Below are 24,615 nucleotides of genomic sequence, written 5' to 3'. Positions count from 1 at the left end.
CTATAGAAGCTTATCGAAACTATTTGAAATCACTTTTATATCAAATTTCTCTCTTGCAAAACTCGTTATAAAAGTACGATTGAATGAAACTTTTTTCACTCCTCTTACAGAAGCTTCAACATCAAAATTAATCCATTCTGGTGGATAAATTTCATCAGCCCCTTCCCAAGCCATCACAATAGGGACACACCCAGCTGCTGCACCATCCGCTATAGTAAAATGAAAGCTTTCAGAATCGCTAGTGGATAATACATAATCAATACCTGCATACCATTCGGGCATATCATTTCCATGAGAGTCAAAGAAGACAGCCTCTTTTAATAAAGGGTCTTCCTTAAGGCGGCTATATTGCTCTTCGTACCACAACATTTCATCTGGTCGATTTGACATCCACGGGAATTCTTCTGGCCGCTTCCCTTTTACTCGGAGCGTGTAGCCAACATCGTCTTTACGAAGCTCTTTAAGAATATCTAGTGCACGATCCAACCTTTTACTTTGCGGTACGATGCCGACAATACCAAGTACTTTGCCGTTAGTAAGTTTGCGGGGCACCGCTTGTAGCGCTTCCACATCTACACCGTTATAAATTACCACACCGTTTTTTTCGAGTGTGGTGCAGCGCTCTATAGCTTGGCGGAGCATGTGTGGTCCCACAAAAATAACCGTTTCAAAGGCTTCAAACGGTACTTTATCAAATAGGGCACTGCGCAGTTCTTGGGCGTGCAACCGACCGACTAACTTCTGCCCTTCCCGCTTATGTTTGCCATACCAAATTGCATTACCTAGCATCCACTCACAAAATACCGTATCCGCTTGTCGTGCTAGGCGCTTGCTCGCGATTTCATTATGCTGGTTATGCCCACTCCAAAAATCCAGAAGAATGCGCATCCCTCCTTTCGTGAAATAGGGGTAAAAGGGTTTGATAAACTTGAGATCATGCCCAGCAATTACCACGGTTTTAACAGGCACTACATTAGGAGGCTGGGCATAACGTTGATGAGGTTTGCGAAGGGCTAAAGCCGCTTCATCCTTACCCCATTCAGCCAACCCACTTGCGACACCTTGGCTCTGTGTAAGAATTAACTGAAAGCCCCGATCTATTCGTTCGCTTTCAAATGCCACACCCGGCCATTCATGACTGAGAACTTGCTCATCTCTTATAAAACCGACCCTACTGTAGTTTGAGTATGCCGTTGTCCACGCAAGGTCTTCAATATCTTCGGGTTCAAGCTGTTCTAGCGACTTAAGCTTGGTGTAAAGCCAATATTCGCCAGGGCGGACGCTGACGTTACCTGTAACACACTCAATACCTATACCCTCAAGTAAAGATTGAGCTTCAGCATGCCAAGTTGCGGCTACCACTACAGTGGGGAGCAATGTTTGGCTAGATAGCTTCTCAGCTGCGCTGTTAGTGATAGTTTCACTGTAAAGCTTAATCTTGGGTAATGCAGGTGCTTCTACACTCATGCCCGCAGTTCGCAGCATCTGCGTTAACCGGGTTTGAGTCGTGTGGGCACGCATTACTGCTCGCGCGCCTTTTAATGCAACTCGCCAACGGTATGCATCATGATGCATTAAATTTTCAAGCGCTTGAGCGGCTTCTGATTCCGTTCGCACGATATGCCCAGCTGCTTCCAGATATCGGTTCATTCCTAAAGCGGGGCCAGAAATAATCGTGGCACCACACGCTGCGGCTTCTGTCACTCGCCGTGAGAACATGGTGGGCGAATCCAGAACCGAATTCACGTTGATTTGTACCGGGTGGGCTTTGTAGGCTTCGATCATCTCTTCATAGCTGAGACTACCGGCGACATAGCTGCCCAAGCCACCGGGGTACTTATAGGGAGATTCAGGGTCATTATGCTGACGGTCGTAGATGGTTAGGCCAAGCGGCGCCGCTGCGCTCATGATCTTATCCATGAACTCTGTGCGCTCGGGGTAGCGCTTACCGTAGTAAGTGCCGCCGTACGCTGCCGTCGGCTCCCATGCCCGTTTAGAAGGTAGCAGGTTGTGAATTTTGGGTGATGCGTAGAAAGGACAACTGCTCACACTTTGTGTCAATGAGCCAGGCGTCGAAAGATAAGGAATTATCCGGCGGCTGTCCGTGGTGAACACATGATCACAAAGCGATGCCGCTTTACGGAAACGGTCAAAGTGAACAGGGTCTTCTTTATTCCAAAAAAGTGAAGTAATGCCTTGCTGGCGACAGTGCGTTAGTAAGGCAGTCAGCGGTGCGAACTCTTCATCGCTGTAGTAACCCACTTTTCGATGCCATGCCCAATCATTCCCTTTCCAGGCTGATTCTACAAACAGCGCATCAATGGGCTGTTGTGCCAGTTCTTTTTGCCAATTTTCCGGTGAAAGCTTAACAACATTAACACCGCTTGCCAGGGTGTCGGTGGTGAATTGATCTGCAATTAAACCCAGGGTTATTTGGTCTAACGATTTTGTGGTTTCAGGCTTTGGCTCACTATTCTTATTACTGAGCAAGCGTTGTAGAGCTTTATGGTAGTTGTCGGTAACAAAATTCCAGGTGCGTTCTTGCTCAATCCACTCACGAGCTGCCTGACCAATGCGAATGCGCTCTTCTGGGTGATTTATCAGCTTCGTTAAGACATCCGTCAGGCTATCTGCGCTGTCTTTTGTGAACAGTAGAGCCCGCTGGTTTTCGCCCGCCATTGCTTTGTGAGGAGAAACATCCGAAAGCACGACGGCTTTGCCCATCGCCATCGCTTCAAGTGGCTTTAAAGCTGACACCATTTCAGTAACAGCGGATGAAAGGCGCGGCACCGGCATAATATCCATGCAGGATAGATAACGTGGTACTTCATCAAACGGTACTCGACCCGTGAAGCGACACTGATCCAAAATACCCAGCGCTTTGGCTTTCGCTTTGACGGTATCCATCACCTTTCCGTCACCCACCAGTACAAATATAAAATTCTGCTGGTTCTGCTTAAGCTTTGCCATAGCCTCAAGCAGCAGTTCTAGCCCTTCATACGCAACTGCGCTGCCTGCATAGCCGATCACTGGTACACCGGGCACTAATTTTAATGCTTGCGCAATTTCTGTATCGGCATTTCTGGGCGTAAAGGTTTCTGCATTGACGGCATTCGGTATAACGACAATATTATTTTTATTCACCCCCCAACTTACTAACTCTTCAGAGAGTTCATCTGTCAGCGTAATAACAAGATCGGCTTCCAAGGCAGCCTGCTGTTCTAACTCACGCATTAAATGGAAACGTTCTGAATCAGCCCATTGAGGTTGCGTAGAGGCTTGGGTAACCTCCCAAAGACCACGTACTTCATAAACAAAAGGTAAGCCCAAACGCCGTGCTGCCATCAACGCAGGAAGCGCATTAATGTGATTAGAGGCCGCAATAATGATTTCAGAACCACTTGTTTGTGCTTCCCTAACATAATGGTCAGCGGCTTCTGCTAAGTAGTAGTCTAGAGGTGTTTTATTGAGATTCCAGCCTGCTACAGCAGCGTAGGACACGCCATCTATTTCAGCTTCGTGATAGCCTTTATTTAACCCTTTAACGTCCGCATCCCAAGGGAAACCAGGTCGAGTCGTTGCACGCACTTTCCAGCCGGATTGTTGCAAACCAACGGCGATGCCATGAGAACGAGTCGAGTAGCCGTTGGTAGTATGGGGTATCGATTGGTGTAAGCAATAGAGCGCATGACGACGACGAGTCATTAACCCTGCATTGGGCTGGCGTGGTGGTATTGGCCACCCACCTTTTAAACGAACCAAGCCTTCTACAAAAGCTTTGAAATCCCGTTTTGGTTTGTCGAATTTGACGCCGCGTGCTTGCAGCTTTTCAAGTGATGCAAGTACATCGGTTAGATTCCCTTCTTTGTAAAACCACTGTGACGCAACTGAGAAATTCAGATCACTAACATCGCTTTTTTTAACAACGGGCGTTGTAACCGTTTTCTTAGCTTCAGGCTCATATTTTGGCTTGCCGAAGACTTTGAATGCATGCCGTGCTGTGCTGGAAAATAGTACCGGACTAGCATGCTGTACCAACGTTTGTGATAATGCGCTTTCTAATACTTTTTCAATTGAGTCAACGTTACAATCAAAATAGAACGCACTTGCATTTTTCAACTCTTCGCGAAGAGCTGGCAAATCAGATGCGAGAACAAATTTTCGATAGGCAACTGCTTCTGCCGCTTTAATAGGCGGAACTATATTACAAACGGCACTAGCTTTTCGAGGTATAACAATTGCATCAATAATACTGTAGTAATCACCTACTTTTTGATGCGCAACGCGACCCACTTGTACTAGCCATGGTTTTGATGCAAGTTGAGAGGCAGCATTACTAATATTTTCTACCGGCTGGTCATCACCCACTAGCAAAAGCTTAAACTTCAATCCATTGGCATAAAGCTTGTTGCAAGCTTCAATAAGTACATCAAGCCCTTCATACTCATTAAAACTCCCGACATAGCCAAACACTTTTTCTTCGCCGATATTTAATTCTTTTTTTAGTTCAACGCTAGCTTTTTTTAACTCTGGATGTTCTTCAAAAGCATTCGGCAGAATTGAAATTTTGCTTTCTGCCACCCCCCTTTCGCTTAGCTCACTCTTCATCAAGCTATTTAGTGTAAATATTGTTTCTGCTTTAGTAGCAACAAACGTATCTCTTTGTTTTTCTTTTTCAAACTCACTACTATTTTGGTAGCTCTGCTCTCTAGCCGCTTTGGAAAGCTCCCAGAACCCACGCACTTCATTATAAAAAGGGATGCCTAGACGTTTTGCCGCCACCCATGCAGGTAAACCGACAATCCAATTAGAAGCGGCCATAACCGCACTTGGCCGGTACACTTTGAAAAGCTCGACATATCGGTTGACGCTCAGCTCTAGCTGTACTTTTTCATCACTAGGCGTTTCGTCTTCTGGCCACCTACTATGGATATAGCGAACATCGTCAACTGTGACTACTGGCTTGATTTCATCTCGCTTAACCCCTAGCTCCCAAGGCCTACCTTGCCTAACCATACACAGTGGTTCGTAACCCATGCTTTGGAGTGATTTCGCCACCATTTGACTTCTAATGGCATAGCCGTTATTTGCATAGCTTTTACCATGACTAATAATGTATGCAATTCGTCCTACAATCGAAGTGTATAATGGCAGTGTAGGTTGAGCAGCTAACTTTTCAGCGTAATGAAGCAGTTCGTCCATGGGCATCCAATAAGGTAATGTACATACAAAAAAATGGTTAAACATCCAACTTTTAAAGCGTTTAGCCTAACAGTCCTACCGCATCAATGACGGATTCTTTTGAACGAACATTTTCGGCATTTTTAATAAACGATTTATGTTTAACCAGTACACACATTGCATCAGACTGTGCTAGCGCCTCTTCCAAAGATGCTAGTTCAACGTTGGGTAAATCTAATGATTTGGGTAGGGCTTTAATGTTCGGCTCTACAATTTGAACACGGCAACCTAACGACGCTATATGTTTTGCTATGCCTAGCGCCGGACTTTCACGCAAGTCATCAATATCCGGTTTAAAAGCTAGGCCCAGGCACGCGACGGTTAGTTCACTACGCTTTGCATCAGGGTGTTGTTGGTGGTAATACTCAAGCGCTTCTTTTACACGCTCTAATACCCAAAGTGGTTTGGCATCATTCACTTCACGTGCGGCACGAATGATCTTCGCCTGTTCCGGGCATGAATCAACAATAAACCAAGGGTCTACTGCTATACAGTGGCCGCCTACCCCTGCTCCTGGAGTCAGAATATTGACGCGTGGGTGGCGGTTTGCTAGTGAAATCAATTCCCACACATTGATATCTAGCTCATGGCAAATAGTTGAAAGCTCATTCGCAAACGCAATGTTGACATCACGAAAACTGTTTTCAGTCAGTTTGGCCATTTCCGCTGTTCGTGCGGTGGTCGGTACACATTCGCCTTCCACTACAATTTCATATAACGCGCATGCTGCTTCTGCGCACTTGCCTGTCATGCCGCCAATAACCCGATCATTCTCTACCAGTTCACGGATAACATGGCCCGGGAGTACACGCTCAGGGCAGTGAGCAATACGAATATCGGAAGCTTCACCGTGAGTCTGCGGGAAGGTTAAATCAGGGCGTGCTTCGGCTAACCACGCTGCCATTTTTTCAGTAGCGCCCACTGGGCTAGTCGATTCCAGCACGACTAAATTGCCAGGCTTAAGCACCTTGGCAATTGCTTTGCTAGCAGCTTCGATATAGCTAAGGTCAGCTTTATGGTTTTGTCCGTTTTCATCTGTATTGAAAGGCGTAGGCACTGCCACCATAAAGGCATCTGCAGGCTCTGGGGTGGTCGTAGCACGCAAATAACCTTGTTTGACAGCGGCGTGAACGATGATATCTAGCTCAGGCTCAACAATGTGGATCTCACCATTATTAATGGTATCGACGGCAAACTGGTTAACATCAACACCAATAACTTTTTGTTTACGTGAAGCAAATACAGCCGCCGTCGGGAGACCAATGTAGCCCAGGCCAATCATAGAGATCGTTTCAAATTTCATAATTTTAACCGTAAATAGTGAATAGTTAGGAGTGAGGTGTAACCCCACCTCATAAAGAGAAGCGCTTATTTTTTACTTAAAGCATCACGAATACGCTGGCAGGCTTTGCCGTCACCATAAGGGTTGTGCGCATAACTCATTGAGTTATAAGCCGCTTCATCGGTTAGTAATGTATTCAGCGCTTCCGTTATGGTGGCTACATCAGTACCCACTAGCTTAACCGTACCTGCGTCAACCGCTTCAGGGCGCTCAGTAGTGTCACGCATCACTAGCACCGGCTTGCCTAAAGAGGGCGCCTCCTCTTGAATACCACCCGAGTCAGTCAAAATTATGGCTGCTTGATTCATTAAATATACAAAGGGAAGGTAGTCTTGCGGCTCGATCAGGTAAACGTTTTGTACATCCGCCAATAAACGATTAACGGGTTCACGTACATTCGGGTTTAAGTGAACCGGATAAAGAATCTGCGTTTCGGGGTGTGCTTTAGCCGTATCCACTAATGCTTGACAAATACGTTCAAACCCGCCGCCAAAACTTTCACGGCGGTGGCCGGTTACTAATACAAGGCGTTTGCTGCTATCCAGCATCGGGAAGCGCGCAGCAAGCTCGGTTGTTAATGCGGGGTTATTCTTCAGTTTTTCAACTACTTCTAGTAGGGCATCAATAACGGTATTGCCCGTTACGTGAATCGATGAAGGGTCAATACCTTCATTCAATAAATTCTGCTTGGATGTATCAGTAGGGGCGAAATGAACGGCTGCCAATGCACCTGTCAGTTTACGGTTGCCCTCTTCAGGCCAGGGTGAATATAGATTCCCAGTCCGCAAGCCAGCTTCAACATGACCAACCGGTATTTGCTGGTAATAACAGGCTAGGGTTGTGGCAAACGTTGTGGCGGTATCACCATGCACCAGGACAATATCCGGTTTGAACTCCTCCAAAACGGGTTTTAACCCTTGAAGTATGCCACATGTAACATCGTTAAGGTCTTGCCCAGGCTTCATAATATTCAGATCATATTCTGGCTTAAGCTCAAAAAGATCCAATACTTGATCCAGCATTTCACGGTGCTGAGCCGTCACACATACCTTGGATTCAAAGCGCTCGTCCGTTGCTAACTGTAGTGCCAGCGGGGCCATTTTAATGGCTTCAGGGCGCGTACCAAATACTGTAAGAACCTTCATAACTCTACCTTTATAAAAAATTTAGCGGTCTAGCTTTTCGAACTCAAGCTCTTGGCAGCGCTGAAAATAATATTCAAGTGAAGACTGTGTTTTTTCTAGTTGAATCGAAACATTGTCAGCAACACCATTAACAATGTTATATGTACGGTTAATCGACTTTGAACTATCTACCTTGACTGATGAGGAGTACTTTTTACGCCCTTCTTTCTCACCGATTGTTAGATAGTGCAAAAGAGGATTAATTTTTCTCACATCTTTATTGCTTTCAATGTATCTTTCGCTTGAAAAATTTTGAGAAGGATCTCGCCTCATCAACCATCCATATTTATGGTAATGTAAAGCTGGTGGCATACCGGCCATTTCCACGTCCGGATAACACTCCTTGTACCATTTCTCGTCAAATAATTTTGATGAGGATAGAAGCTTCACTGCTTCAATTTCTTTCACTATTGCCTCCAATAATTAAGCGGTTATGAGCTAGCGTTGGCCGAATTTTTTATTAGGAGTAGTGCAGTTCAAATATTATTTTTACTTATAGCTAAAATACAAATACATAAGAATCACTAATTTCAAGTGACAAATGATACTTAACAAAAGTAAAAATGTCACTCATAAAGCCTTGCGAAAAGTAACAATTACTCACATAGCTAGCTGTAACGGGTCTTTCATTTTTATATAGGGCTATTTTCATCATGCTGATTTGCGCTTTTCCTCTCGCTGCAATTCTTGCAGCGCCTCAAGATGCTCCCGTGCCTCACGGGCAGCCTTGCCCGCTTTTTGAACTTCGTTTTTAGCGGCGGCTATATCCTGAGGTGGTGCATCCTGCTCTTGAAATTCCGTTAAGGCTTCCTGGGCCGCTTTTAGCGTTGCGTGGCAGTCTTGCAGATACCTACGGGCGCTCGGCACATCTGGCGGTAATGCGGTGCCATTTTTCTTGGCATCCGAATCCGCATGGTAAGCTTCAATTGCTTCATTAATATCGTCGTACCAATGGGCCTTACCTTGCTTTAGATAGAGTCCCGCTTGACAAAGATCTTTCAAGATACCTTCACCGTGAGAAACCATGATCAATGAAGCTTGGCCGATCTTTGAATTAAACAGATCTTTAGCTTTGGCCTTAAACGCCCTGTCGCCTACGGCGGTGGCTTCGTCTGAGATGTACACGTCGAAATCGAATGCCAGCGAAAGGCCAAAAGAGATACGCGATTTCATACCCGATGAGTAGGTACGAATCGGTTCATCGAATGAGCTGCCGATTTCGGCGAAGTCTTCTACAAACTTGATAACGCGCTTTACCTCTTCTGGCCCACTACCTTGTACTCGGGCCACGAATTTCACATTTTGCCGCCCGGTCATGTTGCCCTGCATACCGCCTGAGAGCCCTACTGGCCAGGAAACCCGGCTGTGGCGAATCACTTCACCACGCTCTGGCGTATCCATACCGGCGATTAGGCGCAGCAGCGTGGATTTACCCGCACCGTTGGCACCGATCAAGCCCACGCTCACCCCGGTGGGGATCGTTAGGTTGATGTCCTTGAGTACCCAATCGCTGCCGTGGTGATTGTGGTATCGCTTGTAGAGATTACGAATTTCGATCATTGGGGTTTGGAGGCCATTGGTGGTTCAAACTGGCACCTTTGGAAGCCGCTCCGCGTCTTCTTTCGCGGGTGCCTCGCTTCGCTCGTTACCACGCGCTACGGGGAAGTGATTACGTTCACATTCCTGCCCTTACGTGCGTATATCGTTTCTAGCTCATGTTTGAGCGCACTGCGGGCGGTTTGTTCCCCATGCACTAAACGAATGGTGTGGGGCCAGCGGCGCATACGCTTTACGAAGTTGATCAGCTCTTTTGATCAGCGTGTGTGGAGTAGCCGCTGATGGAGGTCACGCCTGCTTTTATATCGATTCGTGCGTCATCGATGCTTATCCAGACGCTCTGAGATGCCTACGCCTTGGTAGCCTACAAACAATACCTGATGGCGTTCATCGCTCAGCATGGCTATCCACCGTGCAGAGGTTGGCAAAGGTGAGCGGATGGCAGCCACTGCGCAGGCGGCTTTGGGCTTCTTTATCCCAGTAAGGTTTTAGCTCTCGGTACACCTTGGTAAAGCGTGCGGCTAGCGGTGAATCCACAATGATTTCCAGCGACTGCCACTGGAGAGAGCGCGCTTGATGAATAATGGTTTCTAGTTCATACAGCAGTTCTAGGGTACGACCAACACTAAACGCTGGCACCATCACCATGCCGTCGTTAGCGAGTGCTTGCTCCACGGCGGCTCGTCGCTGGCGGCAGTCTGGGTGATTTCGATTGCTATAGGTGCTTTCGAGTACCCGTTTGTGGCAGCTGTGGGGTTGAGTTGCACGCCGCTGGGCGTCGTCACACCGCATCCGCGGGTGCCTCGTTGCCCGCTCCTCGCTGACTCGTTACCACGCGCTACGAATCCCTTGACCATTCACACATCAATCCCTGTGATCCTTGATGATCATCATCAGCATGCTGAAGATGAAGGCTAGGAAGATGGTAATGATGGCGAATACGCTGCTGTTGTAGAGCCGGTCGGGTTTTGTGGGATATTCCGGCATTAGCGGGCTTTGCAGTACGCTTACTTGCTTGAGCTGGCGGGCTGCTTCTAAGCGGGTGTTTTCCAGTGCGGCGAGTGCGCTGGAGTAAGTTTCCTGGGCGAACTTCGCCTGTAGCTCTAGCGTTTCATACTCGGCAGAAACGCTGTTGAGCGAATCACCCGATGCCTGGGCGATACGGTCGCGCTGTTCGATGATCTGGTCACGCAGTGCTGCGATATTACGTTCTATATTACGCAACTCAGGAGACTGGGAGCTTTGGTAACTTGCCAAAGCATTTCGCTGTGCTTGATAACGAGCCAAGTCTGCTTCCAGCGTTGCCACCACCTGGTTGATGCTCGCCACGGTATCCGTTGGTGACACTAGCCCGTACTCGTTTTGATACTCCAGTAACGCCTGACGGGTTTCAGTAAAGCGTTCATCAAGGCGCACCATTTGCCGTTCTAGAAAGTGTACCTGCTCGTCTGCTAGGCGGTGGCCCATTTCATTCATGTGGTCTTCGCCCGCTTCCAGCAGCAGCGTGGTCATTTGATGGGCAAACTCAGGTGTGTAAGCCTCCACATGAATATTCAGCACGCCTGCATACTCATCAAGCTCTACCTCAACCCGACGCAGGTAGTATTCGTGCAAGTCTTCGATTGGGGCATCACGGTCTCCCAGCTTGGCGAAAATATCGCCGTGCTCGGTGTAGTGCTCGCGAATATTGAGCTCTTCATCCAGGCGGCGCAGCATATCTACTGAGAGCAAGTGCTCACGTAGCAGCAGCAGATCTTTGGTATTACCGCCACCACCGCCCATTAATGATGACAAACTGATTTCAGGAGCGGCCACTTGCGGGCTTTCCAACACCACCGTGGCCCGTGAAACATAACGATCCTGAGCCCAAACAAACCAATAAAAGGAGACCAAGACAATTGCGACTATCGCCACAGCCCAGTGTGGCGATTTTTTGACAAAACGGCGTAACGAACGTTGCATGGATTATTGTGCCTTTAACCGATCAATAAAGCGCAGGTGCATTAACAGCCCCAGAGCAATAAGCGAAAATGTAAATAGCCAGAAGTAAAGCATGCTAGCGCCGTTGACCACGTGGTAATTTTCAAAAAAACCAAGACGTAGGGTTTCCAGGCCATGGGGGATGGGATTCAACATTAAATATTCCAGCATCCAATGAGGTAGGCTGTTGAGCGGCAGAATTACCCCTGAGATGATCAGTAGCGGTAACGACAGCATCTTTATAATTTTGCCCACCTCCGGCACTAGAGCTGATGCGACTGATGTAACCAAACCAAGCCCAATACCGAGGCACCACAGCGACAACCAAGCGCCCATTGCCCTAATCGCATTGTCAGGGTACATGTCCAACCCAAGCATCAAGCCACCGACAATAAAGATCAGGAATACGAAACTTCTTAGCATGCCTTCCAGGAAGTTGCGCACCAATACAGGGTCTACCGGTTGCACTTGCCGGTAAGCAAACAGGGCTTTGTTACCCTCTACCGCCCCCATGCCACGCATCATGCCTTCACGTACCAGGAAGAAGCCCATCATTCCCGCAATCATCCAGGGAACAAAAGGTGCATTGGATATCAGTTGGTCGCCACTGACAAAACTACGGATGCCGACCATGATGCCTACTAGAGCAACGGGTTCAAACACCATCCAAAACCAGCCCATACGATCAGCCATAGTGCGCGAGATTGCTTCTCGCATGAACATGGCGTACCACACGCTGCGGGTTACCTGCCACGGCGTGCGGGCTCCCCGTGGCTGAGGCTGAGCGTTTAAGTTTTCCATAGTGTTACTTTTTGCTTATGTAAGGTGTCAATTGTGAGGCGTGAGGGGTTAGGGGCTTTTCTTTACCCCTCACGCCTCACGTTTCTCCCGGTATTACAGATCAACCGCTACTTTGGTTGCCACAGCTATCTGGTAAAGGATTTGCGTAAGCGTTGAGGCTAGCTGCAGGTTGTGGGTGGGCGCTGCAGGCATGACCAGAATTTCGTCGCCGGGGCGCAGGTTGACGTTGCGGGCGTTCTCGACCGCGCCGTTCTGGCGCACTATCAGAATGTGGTCGTCATCCGCACGCTCGGTAAAGCCACCCGCGCCTTCGATGTAATCGATCACGCTCATGCCGGGGCGGTAAACCGCTGCCTGGGGCACTAGCACTTCCCCACTGATCAGCATGGAGTCGCTGACTTCAGGAATGGTGACTACATCACCATCCTGCAGGCGAATATCGGAAATCCGACCATCGTAGGCCACAACCAGACGGCCACTGGGCTCCAGTTCGCTGGCGCGTGCGATGAAGTCTTGAATCAACTGGGCTTCCTGAACTCGAATGGCGGCTTCTTCATTGGTACTGGAAGGCGCGCCGAGATAGGTGGTTTCCAGGCGTCGCAAGCTGTCTTCAAGGGATTGCGCTTGCTGTTCTTTAACACTTTCCCGCTTGATTGAAATGCTTTCCACGGCCGTCATGTTTTCCGGCACGGCGATGGCATCCAGCAGTTCGCTCAGGTGGACATCCCTGGGTAGTGCGTAGCGCGAGGGGCCGTAGTAGCTACCCTCTATTTCTACCACGATGGTTTCGCTGCGCTGGTCGGAGCTGAACAGCACTTCATCGCCGCTGCGAATCGTTTGGCCGTAGAACATATCAATGGGGAAATACTGGGCAATGGGGCCACCCTCACGGTCACCACGCAGCAGTACATGGGAAACACCACTCTTCAGGCGTGCCAAGTTGACTAGCTCGGCACCACTTAGCTGGTTGCCGATTAGCTCATAGCGGTGTTCACGGTGCACATCGCCGCCGACGGCAATCGCCGGACCGCGTTCTTCCACCACGATGGTGTCGCCATCCTGGAATTGCGGGCGGGCAATACTGCCATTGAGCAGGAAGTCATAAAGATCGACCGTGGCGACGGTGGTGTCGTTACGCACCACCCGCACTTGGCGATAACTGCCCAGGTCTTGGTCGATGCCGCCAGCTTGATCTAGGAAGTAGAGCAGCGAGTCGTTGGGGGTGCCTGCATAGCGGCCGGGGTTTTCAACATAGCCGGTGACGTACACCGCTACCGGCTGAACGCCTTGCAGGTTGGTGTAGACCTCTACGTTATCCGGGTAGACGGAGGTAATCGCGCTGCGCACGCTGTTATCGACTTGCTGGCTGCTTTGACCTTCTACATTCAGCGGGCCGGAACCGGGAATGAAGATGTTGCCCTGGGCATCCACCGGCAGCACGCGGTCAAACTCGAACGCGCCCCAGGCACGTACGGTGACCTGGTCGCCGGGCTTGATGCGGTAATCCGGATTCAGACCATCGCCCATAGCGCCACGAAAGCCGCCGGTAAACAGGTTGGCACCAAACGGTGGCAGCGCATCTGGGTTCTGCTGGGGCAGTGAGACCGGGCCATAGGTGCCGCTGCGCCAGTCTGCACGGGGCGTGTCGTTAACCTCTTCCTGCTGGGCTTCGGCGCCAGCACCCTGCTGGCCGCTTTGCTGGGGCAAAATGCTGTCGGAAAGGCTGAGTGACTGCGCCCAGGCGGTGGTTACCGTGAAGCTACTGACGAGAGCCAGCGAGGCAACGGCCAGCGTTTGCTTTAGTGAAGCGGGGGTAAATTTGGCGATAACGTTCATTACATGCGCCCTTGTGTTGTTTGCGCCACAACGCGTTGATTAACCCAGCCGTTTGGCGTTTTGCACACCAGGGCCGCGCGGGCGGTGTTTCCTGCCGCTCCGATCACCTGCAGCTTGCGGCATTCGCGACCACTGGCGGCCAAGTAGGCGGCGTCGGTTACAATTTCGACGTTATCACCCCACGGGCTTTGCACCAGGTTGAGCACTGCGCCTGCCGGGGCCTTGCTCAGAAAGTCGTTGAGGGTGGGGTCTTGTAGCAACGTGGCGGGGTCATTGCTGAGTACATATTGTGCTTCTTGCTGGCCCGAGCCGGAGGGGTATGAGGCACAGCCGCTAACCATGACAAGACTGAGCGCCGCCAGCAGCATGCGAGCTGGCGACACCAATGAACGTTGTGATAATGGCATAGTAAATTCCAAATTAAAGGCACGCTACCGCCCAGGGATTGTAACGGGCGTATTCCCTTGCCCTACTCTTTCTGTGCGGGTGAATTAGGTGGGGCGTTGAACGAACTCTCCTTACACCAGGCCGCCATTGTAGGGGAATACCGTTGTCGCCTCTACATCGACAACTCTTGTACAACTCGCTAATTTAACTTACGAGTTGAAAAGGTTAGTTTTCATCAGCTTAACGGCGTGAGCGCAGAGGAATATAAAAAGTACAAACAAAAAGGTATGAATAAACAGGTATAAAAAACGCCACACTGGCAAGCCAGCGTGGCGTGGGCATAATGCGCCTTTCCGCTTGTTAGCGATAGCGATTACGACTAGCTGTATACATCCGCTGACGCGAAGGCACTGCCCGCTTGGTCTTTTTCAGAAAGCGCAAACGGCACCGGCAGTACGGGCCATTCGATACCTAGTTCCGGGTCGTCAAAGCGAATGCAGCGCTCAGATGCCGGGTGGTAGAAATCGGTTGTCTTATAGAGAAAGTCAGCCGTTTCAGACATCACTACAAAGGCGTGCCCAAAGCCTTCGGGTACCCACAGCTGGCGATTATTTTCAGCAGAGAGCTCGACCCCTACCCACTGGCCGAACTGCGCAGAATCGCGGCGTAAATCGACGGCAACATCCCATACGCTGCCGTGCACGACACGCACCAGTTTGCCCTGGGGCTGTTCCAACTGGTAGTGAATGCCGCGCAGCACGCCCTGGCGGGAGCGGGAGTGGTTGTCTTGCACGAAGTTGCGCTTACAGCCAGTGGCGTCTTCGAACGCCTGTTGGTTGAAGCTTTCCATGAAGAAGCCGCGCTCATCGCCGAATACCTTGGGGGTTAAGATCACCACCTCGGCCAGGGAGGTTTTTTCAACGAGCATTAGTGGCCTCCTTTCGCATCTAGACGGTGTAGCAGGTATTGGCCGTAGCCGGTTTTGGCCAGGGCGTTAGCGCTTTCGCGCAGCTCTTTATCAGTTAGCCAGCCTTGCTGCCAGGCGATCTCTTCCAGGCAGGCGACTTTCAGGCCTTGGCGGTGTTCGATGGTTTGCACGTACTGGCTGGCTTCCAGCAGGCTGTCGTGGGTGCCGGTATCCAGCCACGCAAAGCCGCGCCCTAACCGTTCAACGCGCAGGTCGCCGCGCTCTAGATAGGCGTTGTTGACGCTGGTGATTTCCAGCTCGCCGCGCTCGGAGGGTTTCACTTGGCGGGCGATTTCCACTACGTCGTTGTCGTAGAAGTAGAGGCCGGTCACCGCATACGGTGATTTGGGCTTGGCGGGTTTCTCTTCAATGGAGACGGCGGTGCCATCTTCATCAAACTCCACTACGCCAAAGCGTTCCGGGTCTTTGACCAGATAACCAAACACTGTGGCGCCGCTTGCCTGGGCATAAGCACGCTTGAGCTGGTCTGAGAAGTGCTGGCCGTGGAAGATGTTGTCTCCCAATACTAGGCAGACCGGTGCATCGCCAATGAACTCTTCGCCAATGAGGAACGCTTGGGCGAGCCCATCGGGGCTGGGCTGTATAGCGTACTCAAAGCGCACACCGAAGGAGTCACCATTGCCGAGCAGGTTTTCGTATTGGGGCAGGTCTTCCGGCGTGGAGATAATCAGGATTTCGCGAATACCTGCCAGCATCAATACCGAGATGGGATAATAGATCATCGGCTTGTCGTAAATTGGCAGTAGCTGTTTGGAAACGCCGCGCGTGATGGGGTGCAGGCGGGTGCCGCTGCCTCCCGCTAAAATTATGCCTTTACGTTGCATCGTTGTTGCTCCTTGCTCCTTGCTCGACCACTAACGCGAGCTTGCTATTTCTTCCACGGTAAGCGCCAACTGCTGTTGCCAACTGGGCATTTGAATTCCTAATGCTGTTTCTATCTTATCCACGGCTAGCCGAGAATTCAGTGGGCGGGCAGCCGGAGTTGGGTACTCTGCTGTGGGGATGGCCGCGACGCGTTCTGGGATAATCGCCATCGGCAATCCGGCCTGTTTGGCTAACTGGAATATCTCACAGGCAAACCCGTGCCAGCTGGTTTCGCCCGTTGGGGCGAGATGATACACACCACTTGCCAGGTCGTTGGCGGTTTTCGTGTTATTCATCGTTGCTAACGCCTGCTGGGTGACGAGTGCAATCAGGCGTGCAGGAGTGGGCGCACCAATTTGGTCACTCACAATGCTTAATGCTGAGCGCTCAGCCCCTAGCCGTAGCATGGTACCTAAAAAACTTTTGCCAAATGCGCTGTAAACCCAGCTAGTGCGAAAAACCAGGTATTTACAGCCGCTATTGGCCACCGCCTCATCACCGGCTAGCTTGGTCGCGCCGTAAGCATTGCATGGCCCGGTGGCATCGTTTTCCTGCCAGGGAGCGGCGCCTTCGCCGCTGTAGACATAATCCGAGGAGTAATGGATTAGCCAACCGCCCCGCTGCTGGCAGTATTCCGCCAACTGAGCTGGCAGCTCAGCGTTTAGACGCGTTGCCATTGCCTGGTCGGATTCGGCGTTATCGACGGCGGTGTAGGCTGCCGCGTTAACGATTAAGTCTGGCTGGTGTTGGTTTAGGTAAGCACTAACTGCACCGGTGTCAGCCAGATCTAACTTAGCGCGATTGGGCGCTAGAATTTCACCCAGCGTTGCCAATTGACGACGTAATTCAAAGCCCACCTGACCGTTGCCGCCGGTAATTAAGATGTTCATTGGAAATCCTTTTATAGAGCGCGTGGGAGACTCATGCATTTAGCACCGCTCCGCGCTGCACCCGCGGGTGCGCTCCGCTTACCACACGCTACGAATTTGTGCCTTACCTCTTACAAACTGCCTAGTCGTTGGCCCTGGTAGCTGCCGTCTTGAACGCGTTTCCACCAGGATTCATTAGAGAGGTACCACTGAACGGTTTTGCGAAGCCCGGTCTCGAAGGTTTCTTGTGGTTTCCAGCCTAGCTCGCGTTCGATCTTGCTGGCGTCGATGGCGTAGCGTAGGTCGTGGCCTGGGCGGTCTTGTACGAACGTAATTAAATCGCGGTAGTTACTTTCCGCTGGCACCAACTCCTGCAACAGGTCGCATAGCGTTTCGACCACTTCAAGGTTTGCCTTCTCGTTATGCCCACCGATGTTATAGGTTTCGCCGATAACGCCTTCCGTGACGACTTTGACCAGAGCGCGGGCGTGGTCTTCTACATATAGCCAGTCGCGTACCTGCTGGCCATTGCCGTACACCGGCAGTGGCTTGCCCGCCAGGGCGTTCAGGATCATCAGCGGGATGAGTTTTTCAGGGAAGTGGTAAGGGCCGTAGTTGTTAGAGCAGTTGGTGACCAGTATCGGCAGACCGTAAGTACGGTGCCATGCGCGAACCAGATGGTCTGAGCTTGCCTTACTGGCGGAATAAGGCGAGCTGGGGGCGTAGGGGGTTTCTTCGGTAAACAGGTCTTCCGGGCCTTCCAGATCGCCGTACACTTCATCGGTCGAGATATGGTGGAAGCGGAAAGCGCTGGCTTTTCCAGGGGCGCTTGCTTGCAGGCCTTTCCAGTAGTGACGAACCGCCTCCAGCAGCGTGTAGGTGCCGACAATATTGGTTTGAATAAACGCGGCAGGACCATCAATGGAGCGGTCTACGTGGGACTCTGCGGCCAAGTGCATCATGGCATCTGGCTGGTGGCGCTCGAAAATAGCCCCCATGCTGTCGGCATCGCAAATATCGGCCTTTTCAAAGGTGTAGCGTTCGCTGCTCTCCACCGATGTGAGCGACTCTAAATTACCGGCGTAGGTCAATGCATCGACATTCACCACCGCGTGTTCGGTCTCCTCAATCAGGTAGCGGATCACCGCTGAACCGATAAACCCTGCGCCACCTGTTACTAAGATATTCATTGAAACTACCTTGATAGGAAATTCTTAATGTAAATCAACTAATTTTTAAGCAGTCGCTTCGATAAATTGTTATATAGCCTCTGAGTAAAACGGCTACTCCACATCATGAAGAGCTACAGCCTCTCGATAGAGTTGAGCTTTTCTAATTAAACAGCCGACCATTTTTAATGGACGGCTGTTTATATACATTCGCGCAAGCGTAATAGTGCTTTGGAAAACATTCTAAGCATTATCAAGCTCTAGCATTCTAGGTTAACTGCCTGCGGTGCGCGGAGTGAATGCCCCATAAGATTGCCAGCAAAAAGGCATACATCATAACCCCGCTATTGTGGCCTAAAAAGACCTGAGTTAGCCCGAAATCAATAAAGGTGACGGGAAGCAAGGCACCAGCTGCCGCCACCGAGCGTACTTCCAAATTGGCATGCCTCAAATACTCACCAAACAATCTCAACGGCACCAGATAAAGTAGTGAAAGCACAGCAAGCCCAATGAGGCCGCGCTTGGCAAAGGTATCGATGAATTCATTATGTGCGTGGCTATATTCTAATACATTGCTATGGATGACATTATTTTCAGTCAGTTCTGCCATGCCTTGCTGATAACCGTTCTCTCCCCAGCCAAAAAGTGGTTTTTGCTGTATGAGATTTGCAGCCCCCCGCCACATTTCAAAACGCGCCCCTACCGAGGTGCTACTATCCTGTTCTGACACATACAGGCTTATTTCATTGATAGCCTGATGGACTCTGTACTGAACGCCAGATTGAGGTAGTGCGTACACGGTCAATGCACCTGCCACAATGACGCTAACAATGAGTATCTTTAACCACGTGGTGCAGCTGTTTCCATAAGCGCGAAAGAGCACCAATAAGACAATTGGAAATCCTACCCAACCACCTCGGCTGCCAGATAACACCGAGCCTAGAATACCTGCCAACGCGCCGAGTAACAGAATGATTACCCACATGTTCCGCCTATTCTGAACGGCGGCCCATCCAAGCCCGGCCAAGCAGAGCACACCTAGTAACATACTGAGATTGCCAAACTGGATCACTTGGGTGTAGCCGCCCGCCCGCCAGGCACCTTCAACAAATTTTTGCCAGCTGGCCCAGCCGGCTGTCGCTATTGCGCCGAACGCGAAACCACTCCATAGAAAAGCGAACCTAGGCGGGTACCGCATTACCCACAATAGTGCAGGTATGGCTAATATAAACCGGATGGGTTTATCAAGGCCGCGGCTCCCCTGGGCGTCCCACCACACCTCTGCTATTGAGACGGTCGCATAGGCTATAAGTGCCCCTATGACCCAACCATCTTCTTTTGAGAGTGAAGGTAAGCGCCCGCTAACGAGCAAAACTAACCCTGCCAACATGAGTATCGAGGCGCCAAAAGAGTAGCCACTTGGCACCACAAGTGCGATGGCGCCGAACAGGAAAACGGCCAAGCTCGTTAACCAGCTTTTTTTGGCCGTAGCGTCCACTTGGGTAGTCGGAGAAGGAGAGGGAAAAAACATCCAGACAGCATCCTGTTAGCCATTCAGTGCTGAGCAACCGTGCCTAGCGCATAAAGCGGGATATGCTACCACACTAACTTTGTCAGTTTAGGTATCAAAATGCCGTCTGAGATGACGAGCTCAATATGCGTTTTTATTGATAAATCCTTTAAAAATAGTCAAAAAGATAATTTTTAGATCCAACCAAAACGACCAGTTATCAATATACCAAAGATCATGTTCTACCCGGCGCTGCATTTTGTGGAGCGTGTCGGTTTCACCTCGTAACCCATTCACTTGCGCCCACCCCGTAATACCAGGTTTTACCTTGTGTCGGCGCATGTAAGATTCGACCAGTTTTTTGTATTGATCGTTGTGCGCTAACGCATGAGGACGTGGTCCAACAATAGACATACGACCTTGAAGAACGTTGTAGAACTGGGGTAATTCATCTAATGAGGTGCGCCTCAAAAAGGCACCTATTGGAGTGATACGGCTATCATTCTTTTTTGCCTGGGTAACCTGACCACTCTCTTCTCTGTGCACGTGCATAGAACGGAATTTATAGACCTTGAAACAGCGTCCATTTGATCCTTCACGATACTGCTTAAATAACACCGGTCCAGGCGAATTCACCTTTATTGCTATTGCAATAGCGAGACATACCGGCAAAATCAGCAACGATATGAGAGAGCCAATGACAATATCTTCAGAGCGCTTCAAAAATCGCGACATTCCGCTCATAGGGGTAACACTGAGATCAATCGCGTAGTGATCCGCTACTTCACTCATCCTGTGATTAAGGAGATGCATGTCCTGGAAATCCGGGATGAAGCGTACTTCAGCGGTATGATTACGCAGGGCATAAAATAGCAGGCGGACTGTTTCCCCCATTTCTAATGGTACACATATCCAAATCTCACGTGCTTGCGAATGAATAATGCGGCGCACAATTCGCTCAACACTTTCATCACTGGGCTGTCCTTTTAACCGCTCCACCCCTGCAATGGTATGCCCTTCCCACGCTGCTCTACGTATGCCTTTAGCAACATTTAGTACATTTTGCCCGGGGCCTACCAGGAAAACGGGGCGCCTTGCTCCTCCTCGCACCCTGATGTGCTGCAGGCCTAGTTGAACCAGCAACCGTGCACCACCCGCCATCAAAAAAGAGATGACCAGCGTCATTCCTATCCAGAGGCGAGAGTAGCGTCCTGCCGCATGAGCAAAAAAGATCAAAGAGGCCGCAGTGATACCCACCGCTGCCCACACCAACATTAATTTACCCAGCATGTGGTAGACCGGAACAATCCGCCAACGGCGGTAACTACCTGTCATGCTGTTAATTACCAGCACGAGAAGCGCAATGCAGATGATAGCCAGTACGTACCGCTCATGTAGCTCAACAACATCGAAACGGAGCGTGTAGGCCAGCCACCCACCCAGAAAAATAGCGAACACATCAAAAAAGGGAAACACCACCTGAGGTGGGTAACGCTCAGAGAACGTCATTGTCTTTGACTTACCCATTACCACTTACCTCTATTCAGCATCATGCTCATGAATACTCCTTGTTACCCTTCTCTACAGCTTAGGATTTTTTCCACGCCTTGGGTAAATACATGCTGATAATCAAATCGCTCCACCACTTTACGCGCATTGGCAGCGAGCTCGGATTTTTTGGCTTCAGGCAAGGCATAAAATGACTCAATAGCCAGGCAAAGCCCATCAACTCCCCCGCTATAAAAGTAACCGTTATGGTCAACCTCCAGGTACTCCGAGGCTGCTTCCAGGTTGGCATTGGCAATAACCGGGGCACCGCAGGCCAAGGCTTCCAATGCGACCAAACCAAAGCTCTCTGTTTCGTAGATTGAGGGGAAAATAAACACCGAAAAATGCGACATAATATTGGGTAAATCGTCACGTGGGACAGCACCTAAAAACGTTACCGAATCAGATACGTCTAGCTGTTCTGCCAGCGCTTCTAAATGATTACGCTGCGAGCCTCCGCCTGCTACCACGAGTCGAGCATTCGGAATATTTAATTTTGCAAACGCCTCAATGAGTTCATGGCAATTTTTCTTAGGCTCTAACCTTGAAACAAACCCTAATACAAAACTATCGTCGTGATTGGCAGGGTCGTTTAGCGATTTATCGCTGAATTTTTCACCTACACAATCAGGAAATACTTTGATCACCTTATCAATTGGAATGTTTAACTCTTGACTGACTCTTTTCCTATAAAAATCGGAAGGAACGACATATAGATCAACCTGATCCTGTATACGACGAAATAAACTCATAAACAGCTTGGAATTAGTCAGCTGCTTTAAATCATTACCGTGAAAACGCAACACTAAAAACAGCTCACGCTTAAACACTTTAGCCAATAATAATACTGGCAAAAAATAAACTGGATAATGGATTTCAAGAATTGATTTTTTAGGCATCTGAAAAAGTGACATAAAGCACTTGACCAGTAGCTCCGTGTAAAAAAAAACTTTTTTAAAGATACTGGTTGGCTTGTCACGGATAGTGACCAACTTAACGTTTTCAGTACCTAATGCATTTCTCCACGCCTGCTCCGTAGAGCGCACGAAGGTACCGTAATAAGGTGCCGAACGCGTTGGATACATGTTTGACCAAAGCAGTAATTGTGTCACCCTCATCTCCCATTCAAGCCAAAATAGGCCACAATATTCTGGCCAAGCTGATTTTTATGTTGGGGAGCCTCCGATGCTGTTGCAATACTTTCATGAGACATTAATTGATTCATTGCCTCGAAAAAATTATTTTTATCTGTACAGAAAGTGAGCGTTGGATATTTATCTTTAAACGCATTGGCGGTGTCTAGCTGATGATCGTTACGGTGCTCACCCAAAGCGTATTGGCGAGGCAAGAAGACACCTTTTTTAGCGTAGTCCAGGCAGGAAAGAATACTGCCCATGCCTGCGTGAGACACTATTCCGTCCGCTTCGGAAAATAATTGGTAGTATTGCTCGCTGGTTAACGTCTCAACCAGTTCAATTTGTGAATTTACAAACTGGCTTCCTTTTCCTACTTGAGCGACCATTTTTTCAGAATACCCCGTCTGATTTTGCCATTCAGCAAAATACTCTAACAGGCGATCGAAAGGTAACTGAGTGCCTACCGTAATAAAAATCATAGAACCTTTCCCCAATAAGTAACACGCTTATCGTTGTCAGCCAGGTGTTCCCATTGTGTAAGACAAACGTTACAAAAATACTTTGCTATACGTCCTGAGAAAGAGAGTTTTTGATAGTTAGCCATACTGTCTACCCAAATAACTTTTTTGCCTGCCAGCTTTGCTATAAAGCATACAATTAAACCGGGAAGTGCTCCCGTTGATATCACAGCATCCGGCTGTGTGATCTTCAAAAGCTTATAAGCTTTACCGATAACCGAGGCTATGTCCTTCACTCCGCTACCGCGATGAACATTGGGAAAATAGAGAGCTTCATCATTATCGACAGCTACTGCTTTTTCCGTGGTTGCAAATTTAAAGCATGTCTCTTCTTTTTTAGCTTCACTTACAATCTGGCTATGTAGGCGTCTAAGCTGTATAAAATGCCCTCCAAAAGAGGCCACCATTAGAATTTTCATACTTCTACTCCCTGCAATTTTTTCTGCTCTTCTTTGAGCAAATAAAGATAACTTATATAGAATGCTGTCGCGCTGGATGCGATACCTGAATTGACTACATGCCCACCGGTAACGCTGACCCCTACAAACATAAATGTTAAGAACAGAAAGCAGACTCCGCTCCTAGGGCACGCTTTGAGCAATTCGAACGACCAGACAAACCCTAGCAACCATGGAAAATAAAATATCAATGGCCCAGCAATTCCAAACGCCATGAACACGTCAATTATATCGATTTCAACCAATAGGTCTTTCGTTATTACCATGTGGTCTACGCCTACGCCCAGGAGCACGTCATAGAAGCCAAAACCAACTACCAATTCGTTGAATGCCTCTTGTAAAAAGGTTACTCGACCGCTTAGCAAGGCCCCCCACAAACCACCATGTAAGCTATATAAATAGACCACTCTGTCCAGCAAGCCCGTCGCTATCGCGAATTGGTAGCCTAAGATTGCTACAACAACACTACCTATTAAAGAAAGAGTATAGAGGGTAGGAATATATTTTACTTTAAAATAACCACGATGAACTAAAACAAACAGATAGGATAAGCATATTCCTAATATTGCTACTTTTGTGGCCTTCATCAAAAAGAATACCAATAAAGCAATAAAAATGACTGATAAGCCGATAAACCCGAAACGGCCTGCCAAGTGAACTAGCACTATACTTGCAGAAACAAGCATAAGGTAACTCATCTCATTACCTGCAATAATAAAACCCTTACCACCGATACCGCCAGCGTATTGCGATTCACCTACACCAAACACCCCTAAACACACATTAAATGCCATGACCATAAAATAAAACAGCATCAGTTGAGCCAGCCTACTTTTACTCCAAAAATGACTACGTTTATTTTCGTCAATAATATAAAAAATCAGTGTTATTGTTAATAATGCACGCACAAGCCAAGTAATACTTTCTAGAACGCCCCCGTATGCAACATAGTGATAAACAATACAGATTATTGACAAGACTGAAAAAACAAACAACCTGAAAAACAAAGTAACATTGTAAACTAACAAAAGGACGACCAATCCAATAAACCCTAGCGATTTATAAGGCGCTGAAACACTCGGTAAAGAAGCGCTACTATAATACAGATATCCATTAAGTGTATCCACAATAGGCCAAAGAAATAGAAAACATAAAACCATTATATTTAGGCATTTTTTAAGACTAATATCCATTTATGGCCCCGAGCATATTCATTGTTGACTGGTT

Annotated in this window: 21 protein-coding genes; all 21 read right to left on the bottom strand. The window is 48.9% G+C overall.

The genetic code is table 11. The annotated features are described in order from the left end of the window. Entirely contained in the window at window positions 1-5,202 is a 5,202-nt protein-coding gene (locus tag AC5TBW_RS06050) for a glycosyltransferase (RefSeq protein ID WP_495511195.1), read from the bottom strand. Window positions 5,203-5,263: 61 nt separating this feature from the next. Then, window positions 5,264-6,544: a UDP-N-acetyl-D-mannosamine dehydrogenase gene (gene wecC, locus AC5TBW_RS06045; RefSeq protein ID WP_495511194.1), complete on the bottom strand. Its 1,281-nt coding sequence runs from the start codon at window positions 6,542-6,544 to the stop codon at window positions 5,264-5,266. Window positions 6,545-6,609: 65 nt separating this feature from the next. Next, window positions 6,610-7,728: a non-hydrolyzing UDP-N-acetylglucosamine 2-epimerase gene (gene wecB / locus AC5TBW_RS06040; protein WP_495511193.1), complete on the bottom strand. Its 1,119-nt coding sequence runs from the start codon at window positions 7,726-7,728 to the stop codon at window positions 6,610-6,612. A gap of 21 nt (window positions 7,729-7,749) precedes the next feature. Next, window positions 7,750-8,175, bottom strand: coding sequence for a hypothetical protein (locus tag AC5TBW_RS06035; RefSeq protein ID WP_495511192.1), 426 nt, complete (start codon window positions 8,173-8,175; stop codon window positions 7,750-7,752). Window positions 8,176-8,418: 243 nt separating this feature from the next. After that, on the bottom strand, window positions 8,419-9,327 hold the full coding sequence (locus AC5TBW_RS06030; protein ID WP_495511191.1) for an ABC transporter ATP-binding protein: 909 nt from the start codon (window positions 9,325-9,327) through the stop codon (window positions 8,419-8,421). Window positions 9,328-9,422: 95 nt separating this feature from the next. Further along, a complete protein-coding gene (locus AC5TBW_RS06025) occupies window positions 9,423-9,551 on the bottom strand; it encodes a hypothetical protein (protein ID WP_495511190.1) in 129 nt (42 codons plus the stop codon). Between the two features lie 160 nt (window positions 9,552-9,711). Then, window positions 9,712-10,116: a hypothetical protein gene (locus AC5TBW_RS06020; RefSeq protein WP_495511189.1), complete on the bottom strand. Its 405-nt coding sequence runs from the start codon at window positions 10,114-10,116 to the stop codon at window positions 9,712-9,714. Window positions 10,117-10,188: 72 nt separating this feature from the next. Then, complete coding sequence (locus AC5TBW_RS06015) at window positions 10,189-11,286, bottom strand: KpsE/RkpR family capsule polysaccharide export protein (protein ID WP_495511188.1); 1,098 nt, start codon at window positions 11,284-11,286, stop codon at window positions 10,189-10,191. 3 nt (window positions 11,287-11,289) lie between these two features. Further along, on the bottom strand, window positions 11,290-12,105 hold the full coding sequence (locus AC5TBW_RS06010; RefSeq protein ID WP_495511187.1) for an ABC transporter permease: 816 nt from the start codon (window positions 12,103-12,105) through the stop codon (window positions 11,290-11,292). Between the two features lie 93 nt (window positions 12,106-12,198). Then, complete coding sequence (locus tag AC5TBW_RS06005) at window positions 12,199-13,941, bottom strand: polysaccharide biosynthesis/export family protein (RefSeq protein ID WP_495511186.1); 1,743 nt, start codon at window positions 13,939-13,941, stop codon at window positions 12,199-12,201. Then, window positions 13,941-14,348 (bottom strand): RT0821/Lpp0805 family surface protein, encoded by a 408-nt coding sequence (locus AC5TBW_RS06000; protein ID WP_495511185.1) that lies wholly within the window; start codon window positions 14,346-14,348, stop codon window positions 13,941-13,943. Before AC5TBW_RS06000 ends, AC5TBW_RS06005 begins: the two co-directional genes overlap by 1 nt. A 359-nt stretch (window positions 14,349-14,707) precedes the next feature. After that, window positions 14,708-15,256 (bottom strand): dTDP-4-dehydrorhamnose 3,5-epimerase, encoded by a 549-nt coding sequence (gene rfbC / locus AC5TBW_RS05995; RefSeq protein ID WP_495511184.1) that lies wholly within the window; start codon window positions 15,254-15,256, stop codon window positions 14,708-14,710. After that, window positions 15,256-16,140 (bottom strand): glucose-1-phosphate thymidylyltransferase RfbA, encoded by an 885-nt coding sequence (gene rfbA, locus AC5TBW_RS05990; RefSeq protein WP_495511183.1) that lies wholly within the window; start codon window positions 16,138-16,140, stop codon window positions 15,256-15,258. The genes rfbC and rfbA overlap by 1 nt, the downstream gene beginning before the upstream one ends. A 30-nt stretch (window positions 16,141-16,170) precedes the next feature. Next, entirely contained in the window at window positions 16,171-17,070 is a 900-nt protein-coding gene (gene rfbD, locus AC5TBW_RS05985) for a dTDP-4-dehydrorhamnose reductase (protein ID WP_495511182.1), read from the bottom strand. Between the two features lie 110 nt (window positions 17,071-17,180). Beyond that, window positions 17,181-18,239 carry a dTDP-glucose 4,6-dehydratase gene (rfbB, locus tag AC5TBW_RS05980; RefSeq protein ID WP_495511181.1) on the bottom strand — a complete coding sequence of 353 codons (1,059 nt, stop codon included), beginning with the start codon at window positions 18,237-18,239 and terminating at the stop codon, window positions 17,181-17,183. Between the two features lie 247 nt (window positions 18,240-18,486). Further along, window positions 18,487-19,749, bottom strand: coding sequence for an O-antigen ligase family protein (locus AC5TBW_RS05975; protein WP_495511180.1), 1,263 nt, complete (start codon window positions 19,747-19,749; stop codon window positions 18,487-18,489). 120 nt (window positions 19,750-19,869) lie between these two features. After that, window positions 19,870-21,255: an undecaprenyl-phosphate glucose phosphotransferase gene (locus AC5TBW_RS05970; RefSeq protein ID WP_495511179.1), complete on the bottom strand. Its 1,386-nt coding sequence runs from the start codon at window positions 21,253-21,255 to the stop codon at window positions 19,870-19,872. 44 nt (window positions 21,256-21,299) lie between these two features. After that, window positions 21,300-22,388, bottom strand: coding sequence for a glycosyltransferase family 4 protein (locus tag AC5TBW_RS05965; RefSeq protein WP_495511178.1), 1,089 nt, complete (start codon window positions 22,386-22,388; stop codon window positions 21,300-21,302). Window positions 22,389-22,390: 2 nt separating this feature from the next. Further along, on the bottom strand, window positions 22,391-22,891 hold the full coding sequence (locus tag AC5TBW_RS05960; RefSeq protein WP_495511177.1) for a glycosyltransferase: 501 nt from the start codon (window positions 22,889-22,891) through the stop codon (window positions 22,391-22,393). Beyond that, entirely contained in the window at window positions 22,888-23,349 is a 462-nt protein-coding gene (locus tag AC5TBW_RS05955; RefSeq protein ID WP_495511176.1) for an oligosaccharide biosynthesis protein Alg14, read from the bottom strand. The genes AC5TBW_RS05960 and AC5TBW_RS05955 overlap by 4 nt, the downstream gene beginning before the upstream one ends. After that, window positions 23,346-24,581: a hypothetical protein gene (locus AC5TBW_RS05950; RefSeq protein ID WP_495511175.1), complete on the bottom strand. Its 1,236-nt coding sequence runs from the start codon at window positions 24,579-24,581 to the stop codon at window positions 23,346-23,348. The genes AC5TBW_RS05955 and AC5TBW_RS05950 overlap by 4 nt, the downstream gene beginning before the upstream one ends. Window positions 24,582-24,615: the final 34 nt, after the last annotated feature.

Source organism: Vreelandella sp. ssv (assembly GCF_059448525.1).
Note: the sequence above shows the minus strand (reverse complement) of the source record. Positions and strands in the feature narration are given on the sequence as shown.

What these genes read in the sequence shown, in the direction of transcription:
- wecC (WP_495511194.1), bottom strand. Translation starts at nt 6,544, where the DNA reads ATGAAATTTGAAACGATCTCTATGATTGGCCTGGGCTACATTGGTCTC.
- AC5TBW_RS06025 (WP_495511190.1), bottom strand. Translation starts at nt 9,551, where the DNA reads ATGCGCCGCTGGCCCCACACCATTCGTTTAGTGCATGGGGAACAAACC.
- rfbD (WP_495511182.1), bottom strand. Translation starts at nt 17,070, where the DNA reads ATGAACATCTTAATTACCGGCGGCAACGGTCAGGTGGGCTTTGAATTA.
- AC5TBW_RS05950 (WP_495511175.1), bottom strand. Translation starts at nt 24,581, where the DNA reads ATGGATATTAGTCTTAAAAAATGCCTAAATATAATGGTTTTATGTTTT.
- AC5TBW_RS06020 (WP_495511189.1), bottom strand. Translation starts at nt 10,116, where the DNA reads ATGCGGTGTGACGACGCCCAGCGGCGTGCAACTCAACCCCACAGCTGC.
- AC5TBW_RS06050 (WP_495511195.1), bottom strand. Translation starts at nt 5,202, where the DNA reads ATGGACGAACTGCTTCATTACGCTGAAAAGTTAGCTGCTCAACCTACA.
- wecB (WP_495511193.1), bottom strand. Translation starts at nt 7,728, where the DNA reads ATGAAGGTTCTTACAGTATTTGGTACGCGCCCTGAAGCCATTAAAATG.
- AC5TBW_RS06015 (WP_495511188.1), bottom strand. Translation starts at nt 11,286, where the DNA reads ATGCAACGTTCGTTACGCCGTTTTGTCAAAAAATCGCCACACTGGGCT.
- AC5TBW_RS05970 (WP_495511179.1), bottom strand. Translation starts at nt 21,255, where the DNA reads ATGGGTAAGTCAAAGACAATGACGTTCTCTGAGCGTTACCCACCTCAG.
- AC5TBW_RS05960 (WP_495511177.1), bottom strand. Translation starts at nt 22,891, where the DNA reads ATGATTTTTATTACGGTAGGCACTCAGTTACCTTTCGATCGCCTGTTA.
- rfbA (WP_495511183.1), bottom strand. Translation starts at nt 16,140, where the DNA reads ATGCAACGTAAAGGCATAATTTTAGCGGGAGGCAGCGGCACCCGCCTG.
- rfbC (WP_495511184.1), bottom strand. Translation starts at nt 15,256, where the DNA reads ATGCTCGTTGAAAAAACCTCCCTGGCCGAGGTGGTGATCTTAACCCCC.
- AC5TBW_RS05955 (WP_495511176.1), bottom strand. Translation starts at nt 23,349, where the DNA reads ATGAAAATTCTAATGGTGGCCTCTTTTGGAGGGCATTTTATACAGCTT.
- AC5TBW_RS06010 (WP_495511187.1), bottom strand. Translation starts at nt 12,105, where the DNA reads ATGGAAAACTTAAACGCTCAGCCTCAGCCACGGGGAGCCCGCACGCCG.
- AC5TBW_RS06000 (WP_495511185.1), bottom strand. Translation starts at nt 14,348, where the DNA reads ATGCCATTATCACAACGTTCATTGGTGTCGCCAGCTCGCATGCTGCTG.
- AC5TBW_RS06005 (WP_495511186.1), bottom strand. Translation starts at nt 13,941, where the DNA reads ATGAACGTTATCGCCAAATTTACCCCCGCTTCACTAAAGCAAACGCTG.
- rfbB (WP_495511181.1), bottom strand. Translation starts at nt 18,239, where the DNA reads ATGAATATCTTAGTAACAGGTGGCGCAGGGTTTATCGGTTCAGCGGTG.
- AC5TBW_RS06030 (WP_495511191.1), bottom strand. Translation starts at nt 9,327, where the DNA reads ATGATCGAAATTCGTAATCTCTACAAGCGATACCACAATCACCACGGC.
- AC5TBW_RS05975 (WP_495511180.1), bottom strand. Translation starts at nt 19,749, where the DNA reads ATGTTTTTTCCCTCTCCTTCTCCGACTACCCAAGTGGACGCTACGGCC.